Consider the following 8223-nt stretch of genomic DNA (forward strand, 5'->3'; position numbering starts at 1 on the left):
CATGGAGCTCGCCGAGCACATCGACCAGATGGTGCTGTTCTCGGGCGACGGCGACTTCCGCTCTCTGGTCGAGGCCGTTCAGCGCCGCGGCGTGCGGGTCACCGTGATTTCCACGATCGCCAGCCAGCCGCCGATGATCGCCGACGAGCTGCGCCGGCAGGCCGACGTCTTCACCGACCTCGTCGAGCTGCAGTCCAAGCTCGGTCGCGACCCGTCCGAACGCCCCGCCCCGCGTGACCGCGGCGACCGCGAGGCGCGCCACCACGCTCCGCAGTTCCTCCAGCGCGCAACCACGATGGCGCCGGCGAGGGGCGATGACGACTTCGAGGAGTGAGGCGGCCCGGTCAAGCCGCCAGCCTCTCAGCCTCGTCCCCGACCGTGACTGTCCGCTCTGTCCGCGCCTGGTCGCCTTTCGCGAGGCGAACCGCGCGCGCGAGCCATTGTGGCACAATGCACCGGTTGCGCCTTTCGGCGACATCAAGGCGCGCCTGCTGATCGTCGGCCTTGCGCCGGGGATGCAGGGCGCCAACCGCACCGGCCGTCCCTTCACCGGCGATTATGCCGGCGACCTGCTCTACACCACGCTGCTCGAATACGGATTCGCCAAGGGCCAATATCGGGCGCGTCCCGACGACGGCCTGAAGCTGGTCGACTGCCGGATCGCCAATGCGGTGCATTGCGTGCCGCCGCAGAACAAGCCGCTGCCGGTCGAGATCAACACCTGCCGGCAGTTTCTCGCCGCGAATCTCGCAACGATGCCGAACCTGCGCGCGATCGTCGCCCTCGGGCGCATTGCGCACGACACCGTGCTCAAGCCGCTGAACCTGAAGGGATCGCAAGCCCCCTTCGGCCACGGCGCCGTGCATCAGGCCGGCGCATTCAGGCTCTACGACAGCTATCACTGCTCCCGCTACAACACGAACACCCGCGTGCTGACGCCGGACATGTTCCGCTCCGTGTTCGCGAAGGTGAAGGCCGACCTCGACTAATCCCTAGACAAGCCTTTGGCCGGATTGGCCTTCAGCCAGTCCAGCACATCGCCGGCGTTCCGGTCGGGCGGAAACACCGGATAGAACACATGCGTGATCCTGGCGTCGTCGACGATCAGCGCAAGGCGCTTGATCAGCGTCAGGCCCGCAACCTCCATGGTCGGCAAATTCAGGGCGCGCGTGAGCGCCAGCTTCTCGTCCGAGAGCACCGGGAACGGCAGATGCAGCCGCGAGGCCATCTCGGTCTGGTACGCGTTGCTCTGGGTCGAGAGGCCGAACACCTGCGCGGCGCCGGCGGCCTTCAGCTCGGCGAACAGATCGCGAAACGCGCAAGTCTGCGGCGTGCAGCCGCGCGCGCCCGGGATCATGTCCCAATCGTCGACCAGCGCGATCTTGCCGGGCTCGCCGGTGCGCGGATAGGCGAACACCACGGTCCGGCCACGCAGCGCCGACAGCGCGACTGACGTGTCGTCAGTGGCGAGCAGGCTGACCGGCGGCAGCGTCATGCCTTTCAGGTGCGCGGCGCCGCCGTCATCCGCGGGGGCGGGAATCCGGGTCCAATCAACCTCGAGCAGGTTTCTCTGAGTCATCCCGCTATCCCCTCGCCCGCATCAGGCGGCCCTTCTCCCGGCTCCAGTCGCGCTTCTTCTCGGACTCGCGCTTGTCGTGCAGCTTCTTGCCTTTTGCAACCGCGAGCTGCAATTTCGCGCGACCACGCTCGTTGAAGTAAAGCTTGAGCGGGATCAGCGTCATGCCTTCGCGGTCGACCGCTCCCATCAGCTTGTTGATCTGCTTGCGATGCAGCAGCAGTTTTCGCGGCCGCTTGGGCTCGTGATTGAAGCGGTTGCCCTGAAGATATTCCGGAATGGTGGCGTTGATCAGCCAGATCTCGCCGTCCTTGGAATCGGCGTAGGATTCCGCGATCGTGCTCTTGCCGTTGCGGATCGACTTGACCTCGGTGCCGGTCAGGGCAATGCCGACCTCGATCGTATCCTCGATCGCATAGTTGAAGCGGGCCTTGCGATTTTCCGCCATGACCTTGATCGGACGTTCATTCTTGTCGGCCATGGGGGACAAACCTGATCGAGATGCGCGAGGACGCTAACAGTTTGGATGAAGCGCGCGCGTCAAGACTTCTTGAGGAGATCGCGGATCTCGGTCAGCAGCTCGACCTCGGCCGACGGCTTCGGCGGAGCGGCAGGCTCCGCCTCGTCCTTGCGCTTCAACTTGTTCATGGCACGGATCACCAGGAACAGCACGAAGGCAATGATGATGAAGTTGATCGTCAGCGTGAGGAAGTTGCCCCAAGCCAAGACGGCACCCTGCTTTTTCGCGTCCGCGAGATTTGCGGCGGTGACCTTGCTCGAAAGCGGCGTGAAGTAGTTCGAGAAGTCGAGGCCGCCGGTAACTGCGCCGATGATGGGCATGATCACGTCCCCGACCAGCGACGTCACGATGGCGCCGAAGGCCGCACCGATGATGACGCCGACCGCCAGGTCGACGACGTTGCCCTTCATGGCGAATTCGCGGAACTCCGTGAGCATCCGCGTGCCTCTTTCCTCGATCGCCATGAAAGCTCCCCGATCGGCCAGCGCGTCAGTTGATGAGGCCGGCATGAACCATTGCGCTGCGCACGGCAACGCGGGTCGGCTCGGTGACCGGCACCATCGGCAGCCGCAACGTCTCGTCCAGCTTGCCGAGCAGCGACAGCGCGTACTTGATCGGCGCCGGATTGCTCTCGATGAAGAGGTTGTTGTGCAGCGGCATCAGCTTGTCGTGCAGCTTCAGCGCGGTGGCATGGTCGCCCTTCGCCCAGGCGGCCTGGAACTCGGAGCAGAGCCGCGGCGCGACGTTCGAGGTCACCGAGATGCAGCCATGGCCGCCATGGGCCATGTAACCCAGGATGGTCGCATCCTCGCCGGAGAGCTGGTTGAAGTCCTCGCCCATTGCTGCGCGCTGCTGCGAGACGCGAACCATGCTGGCAGTGGCGTCCTTGACGCCGGCGATGTTCTTCAGCTCCCACAGCCGCGCCATGGTGTCGACCGACATGTCGATCACCGAACGCGGCGGGATGTTGTAGATGATGATCGGAATCCCGATCGCGTCGTTGATCGCCTTGAAGTGCTGGTACATGCCTTCCTGGGTCGGCTTGTTGTAGTAGGGCGTCACGACCAGAACCGCGTTGGCGCCCGCCTTTTCAGCGTGCTGGGCGAGCTCGATCGCCTCCTTGGTCGAGTTGGAGCCGGCGCCGGCGACGACAGGCACGCGGCCTTTCGCTTCCTCGATGCACCATTCGACGACCTTCTTGTGCTCGTCATGGCTCAGCGTCGGGCTCTCGCCGGTGGTGCCGACCGGGACCAGGCCGTTGGTGCCCTCCGAAATCTGCCAGTTGACCAGCGAGCGGAACGCCGCCTCGTCCAGCGAGCCGTTCTTGAACGGCGTGACCAAGGCGGTGAACGATCCCCGGAATTTCGTCTTGGCTGCCATGGACTTCCTCCGTACGCGGCGATCTCGAGCAAGCCGCATTCATATCGGGTCTATCCCGCCGGTAAAAGACCCGCTTCCGTGTGACGCACGGGTTTAGGCCGCGATTTTGCCGCGGTGGTGGTGCAAACCCGGCAAAGGTAAGCGGCTGTTGGTATTTTGTCCGCATATTCAATCAAATATAGCCAGATCTTGTACAGCTAGGTCTTGAGCCAATTGACTGATTCGGGGCGACGAAACGCCGTGATCTCCTTTCCGCGCGCCGCATGGCGATCCATCTGTCTGGTCGTGTGCCTGATGGCAGGGCTGTCGGCCGGCTGCGCCGCCTGGGCCAAATCCAATGAAACAACCGCGGAGACCGTGAAGGAAACCGCGAAGGAAATCGCAAAGCCAGCCGCCAAGGACACCGCGAAGGGGGCGTCCAAGGGAACCGGCAAGGACATTTCGAAGGACGCCGCCAAGGGCGCAGGCAAAGGCGCGACCAGTCCACCCGCCAAGGATGCCGCGAAGAAGCCTGCCAAGGACGCTGGCAAGGATGCTGGCAAGAACGCAGCCAAGGAACCTGCGAAGGACAAGCTGAAGCCTGCGGCTGTCGCGCCGAAACCTCAGCCGGCCGCTGGCGGCTCGGTCCCGAAGACCGCACCCGCACCGGCAGCAACGGCCATCGTCAGACCGACCGCCCCGGCCTCCGCCAAGCCCGTCGCGGCTCCTGTCCTGGCTCCGGCGACCCGCCAGCATGCCGCCCCGCGCAAGCCGGTCACACCGGCTGCGGTTGCTGCGACCTCCTCGACGCCGCAAGCCGACAAGGACACGCTGGAGACCGTGATCGAGCTCGTGCGCAAGCGCAAGGCGGGCGACGCCACCAGTGCCGCGGCCACGATCTCGGATCCGGTCGCGCGAAAACTCGCGGAATGGATCATCCTTCGCAGCGAGGACAATGGCGCGACTGTGGAGCGCTACCGCGCCTTCCTGTCCGCCAATCCGAGCTGGCCCTCGCAGACCTTCCTGCGCCGGCGCCTGGAGGCCGCGATGTGGGACGACAGGCGCGACGACCAGGTCGCGTGGTCGTGGTTCGAGAACGAATCCCCCGTGTCCGCCAAGGGCCGCTTCACGCTCGCCAAGGCGATGCTGGCGCGCGGCGACCGTGCCAACGCCGAACGTCTGGTGCGCGATGCCTGGCGCAGCGACCCGATGTCGGAAGAGACCGAAAACAACGCACTCGACCAGTTCGGCGCGCTGCTGACGCCCGGCGATCAGAAGGCGCGGATGGATACGCTGCTCTACGGCAGCGAGAACGAGGCCGCATTGCGGGCTGCAAAGCGCCTCGGGGCCGGCTATGTCGCACTCGCCAAAGCCCGCATCGCCTCCCTCAAGAAAGCGCCGAACGCTCGTGCGCTGCTCGAAGCCGTGCCGCGCGAGCTGCACGGCGATCCGGGCTTCATCTTCAGCAAGATCCAGCTGCTGCGCCGCGAGGAGAAATTTGCGGAAGCCGCCCAGCTCATGCTGTCGGCACCGAAGGATCCGGGCCGGCTCTACAATCTCGACGAATGGTGGATCGAACGGCGCCTCCTGGCGCGCAAGATGATCGACACCGAGGAATTCCGCAGCGCCTATCTGATCGCGCGCGATGCGGCCCTGCCCTCGCGCGACATCTACAAGACCGAGCAAGAGTTCACCGCCGGCTGGATCGCGCTGCGCTTCCTCAACGATCCCGCGGCCGCCACCCAGCACTTTGCCCGCATCGGGATCGGCAGCGTCAATCCGACCACGCTGGCGCGCGCCGGCTATTGGCAGGGCCGCGCCGCCGAAGCTGCAGGCCGCCAGCAGGAGGCGCGCAACGCCTACGCGCGGGCCGCCGAGCAATCCACCAGCTATTACGGCCAGCTCGCACGCGCCAAGCTCGGCCTGCCGCAGATCGAGCTCAACGCTCAGCCGCGCAGCCGCGGTGCCGAACGGCTGGAGATCGTGCGCGCCGCGCAGCTGCTCTACGAGCTCGACGAGCGCGAGATGGTGATACCGTTGCTCGCCGACATGGGCGAGAACGGCGATCCCGAAGCGCTAGCCGGCCTCGGCGAGCTCACCCAGCGCCACAGCGACGCGCGCGGCATGCTGCTGCTCGGCAAGGCCGCGCTCAATCGCGGGCTGCCGTTCGATTTCTATGCCTATCCCGTCAACGGCATTCCGCAATTCACGCCGATCGGACCCGAGGTCGAGCGCAGCATCATCTACGCCATCGCGCGGCAGGAGAGCGCCTTCAATCCCTCGGTCGTCTCGCCGGCGCAGGCCTATGGGCTGATGCAGGTGACGCCGGACGCTGCGCGCTATGTCTGCAAGCGGCACGGCGGGACCTACGATCTGGGGCGTCTGAAGAACGATTCGGCCTACAACGCCACGCTCGGCTCGGCCGAGCTCGGTGGACTGCTCGAAGACTATCGCGGCTCCTACATCATGACCTTCGCCGCTTACAATGCCGGCCGCGGCAGTGTGAAGAAGTGGATCGACCGCTACGGCGATCCGCGTGACCCCAAGGTCGACGCGGTCGACTGGGTCGAGCTGATCCCGTTCTCCGAGACGCGCAACTATGTGCAGCGGATCATGGAGAACCTTCAGGTCTACCGCGCCCGCTTCGGCGGCGGCACCCGGTTGCAGATCGAGGCTGATTTGCGCCGTGGCGCCGGCAGCGTGGAATAGCGGCGTGCCTATGAGACTCGCTTGCGGCGATCCGATAACAAGGTATCCGCGCGAGGGGGTAACGCGGTCAGCCCCGGCGTTTGAGGCGGGGCCATCAACATGGGCCGGAGTGCTCCAGACCGCACGGTGAGAAGCTGAACGAGAAGATCGTGCAGGGCGGATCGGGCGCGCCGCAATAAGAGAAGAAAAGAACTACAAACATGGATCAGGCAATGTTGAGCGTCGCCCGTGCAGTAGAGGCAGGCGCGACGACGATGAAGGGTGTGATCGACGCCACGGGACTATCTCGTCTCAAAATCGAACGTGCGTTGAATGCGCTGGAAAAGCAGAAGCTGCTGGTCCGCGACGGGCAGGGTTTTCGCGGAACCAGCCCGACGAGGACAGCCCAACCAGCCCGGCAATGCGGCTCGTGCAATGCCTGCTGCGATATCCTCGAAGTGGCGGCCGTCGACAAGCCGGTGAACCAGCTGTGCAGGCATTGGCAGACGGGCACTGGATGCACCATCTACGAGCGCCGTCCGCAGATGTGCCGGTCCTTCGTCTGCGCCTGGCTGCAGGGCCATCTGGATGACGACTGGTTTCCGGCGAAATCGGGCATCATCGTGCATTTCAGCCAGGACGCGGTCAACGTTACCGTCGATGACCATTGCCCCGATCGCTGGCGGGAGGAGCCCTATTTCAGCAAGCTCGCCGAATGGTCGCTGAATGGCATCAAGAGGATCGGAAACCGCGGCTACGCGACCCTCGTCGTCTCCGGTGCCGGGCGGTTCCTGCTGCTCGGGCGAACCGTCGTTCCGGAGCCGACGCTGTTCGGCACCGCGTTCCTCCCGCTCACCGCCGACACATTTCGATTCTGGCGGGCGAAATCCCCGGAGCATCTGCAGCGGCTGCACGAGCGCATCGCCGAGATCGAGCGGATCAGACAGGAATTCGGCTCCTGCACAATTCCCTCGAATGAGGACGACGATCCGCAAGCCCCCTATCGGCCGGCGCTTCTACGGCTGTCGCACCACGCCTAAACTCCGACGTCGTCGACGCGGCCTAACCCGCTCTATGCCGCTCGACTCGCGCTGGTTGCGGTCTAGACGGGCAGACCACGTTGGACGCCGTGGTGGCCATGAATCTCAAGGACCTGCCGGCGCCTCCGCCTCTTGCCGCGGCGGCTGAAGTGGTCTTGATCGCGCGATCCGAACCCAGCTCTTGATCACCCAAAGCTACTCATCATTCCACACTCCACTCGTTCTTCAGAACATGTCGGAGATCCGTGGTCCGCCTGGTGCAAAAAAAGCCCCGGCGGTTTCCCGCCGGGGCTCTCTGTCAGGTCGTTAGACCGAACTTACCAGTTGCGCTGAGCGCGGAGGAGCAGAACGAGCGTGTCCTGATCCTTCAGCTCGTACACGGCGGCTGGCTTGGCCGTCGTACCGGCACCAGCGTAAGCAACCGTACCAGCGTACTTCTGGTCCAGATGGGTCCAGGAGAGGTCGGCCGAGAACGTCAGGTTCTTGACCGGGGTCCAGCGGGTGATGACACCGACCTGGCCGATGGCGAAGTCAGGATTACAACCCGTCACGCCCGCCAGGCCGCCGAACACGCCGCCAGCACCGCCAGCGCCGCAGAGGGTCGTCTTGGCAAGAGTGCCGTACTGCGCCTGAGCGTAAGCACCGTAGATCGCGGTGTTCCAGTATGGATCCCAGTTATGGGTGTAGGCACCGCGGAAGCCCCAGGTCTTGACGGTTTCCTGACCGCTGCCGGTCACGAACACGGTGTCCGGAGCGATGGCGAAGCCGACGCTCTGGTAGGCAACGCCGGAGCTGCCGAACATCGAGTAGCTGCCGCCCGCCAGGTTCTGGAAGTTGTAGCGGGATGCGCCGTCGGTGTAGACGCCCTGGATGTTGATCACGTCACCCGCGCCAGTCGGGATGTTCTTGATCGACAGAGCGAGCTGAGCAGCCCAACCCCATTTGTCGTCGGGATGGCCAGTCGCCTCGGTCGCGCCGTAGTAGGCAACGTGGTTGTCATGCGCAGCCACCGACGCCTGGAAGAGACCCCAAGCCTGGTC

Annotated in this window: 9 protein-coding genes; 4 read left to right on the forward strand and 5 right to left on the reverse strand. The window is 64.9% G+C overall.

All coding sequences use genetic code 11. From position 1 onward, the window contains the following. Together ACFQX9_RS26405 and ACFQX9_RS26410 are read left to right on the forward strand one after the other, a co-directional pair. Nucleotides 1–334: NYN domain-containing protein (locus tag ACFQX9_RS26405; protein WP_377791039.1), on the forward strand; the 334-nt coding region annotated here is incomplete at its 5' end. Continuing rightward, nucleotides 315–989: a uracil-DNA glycosylase gene (locus ACFQX9_RS26410; protein WP_026233573.1), complete on the forward strand. Its 675-nt coding sequence runs from the start codon at nt 315–317 to the stop codon at nt 987–989. The genes ACFQX9_RS26405 and ACFQX9_RS26410, both read left to right, overlap by 20 nt. Here ACFQX9_RS26410 and ACFQX9_RS26415 read toward each other — a convergent pair. Genes ACFQX9_RS26415 through dapA form a run of 4 tightly spaced genes read right to left on the reverse strand, consistent with a single transcriptional unit; the run spans nt 986 to nt 3476 of the window. After that, entirely contained in the window at nt 986–1579 is a 594-nt protein-coding gene (locus tag ACFQX9_RS26415; RefSeq protein ID WP_085351429.1) for a peroxiredoxin, read from the reverse strand. The genes ACFQX9_RS26410 and ACFQX9_RS26415 overlap by 4 nt on opposite strands. A 4-nt stretch (nt 1580–1583) precedes the next feature. Beyond that, nucleotides 1584–2057, reverse strand: a complete 474-nt coding sequence (gene smpB / locus ACFQX9_RS26420) for an SsrA-binding protein SmpB (protein ID WP_007603387.1) — start codon at nt 2055–2057, stop codon at nt 1584–1586. 59 nt (nt 2058–2116) lie between these two features. After that, complete coding sequence (mscL, locus tag ACFQX9_RS26425) at nt 2117–2533, reverse strand: large conductance mechanosensitive channel protein MscL (RefSeq protein WP_162496383.1); 417 nt, start codon at nt 2531–2533, stop codon at nt 2117–2119. Nucleotides 2534–2585: 52 nt separating this feature from the next. Further along, nucleotides 2586–3476: a 4-hydroxy-tetrahydrodipicolinate synthase gene (gene dapA / locus ACFQX9_RS26430; RefSeq protein ID WP_007603384.1), complete on the reverse strand. Its 891-nt coding sequence runs from the start codon at nt 3474–3476 to the stop codon at nt 2586–2588. A gap of 294 nt (nt 3477–3770) precedes the next feature. On the opposite strand from dapA, the gene ACFQX9_RS26435 reads away from it, so the two are divergent. Both ACFQX9_RS26435 and ACFQX9_RS26440 read left to right on the forward strand, forming a co-directional pair. Next, nucleotides 3771–6164, forward strand: a complete 2394-nt coding sequence (locus ACFQX9_RS26435) for a transglycosylase SLT domain-containing protein (RefSeq protein ID WP_377791040.1) — start codon at nt 3771–3773, stop codon at nt 6162–6164. 200 nt (nt 6165–6364) lie between these two features. Continuing rightward, nucleotides 6365–7183, forward strand: coding sequence for a YkgJ family cysteine cluster protein (locus ACFQX9_RS26440; protein ID WP_026233575.1), 819 nt, complete (start codon nt 6365–6367; stop codon nt 7181–7183). A gap of 317 nt (nt 7184–7500) precedes the next feature. Here ACFQX9_RS26440 and ACFQX9_RS26445 read toward each other — a convergent pair. Beyond that, nucleotides 7501–8223 (reverse strand): porin (locus ACFQX9_RS26445; protein WP_377791041.1); only part of this gene is annotated, 723 nt, incomplete at its 5' end.

Origin of the sequence: Bradyrhizobium sp. GCM10028915 (assembly GCF_042666195.1) — a bacterium.
Lineage (GTDB): Bacteria > Pseudomonadota > Alphaproteobacteria > Rhizobiales > Xanthobacteraceae > Bradyrhizobium > Bradyrhizobium canariense_D.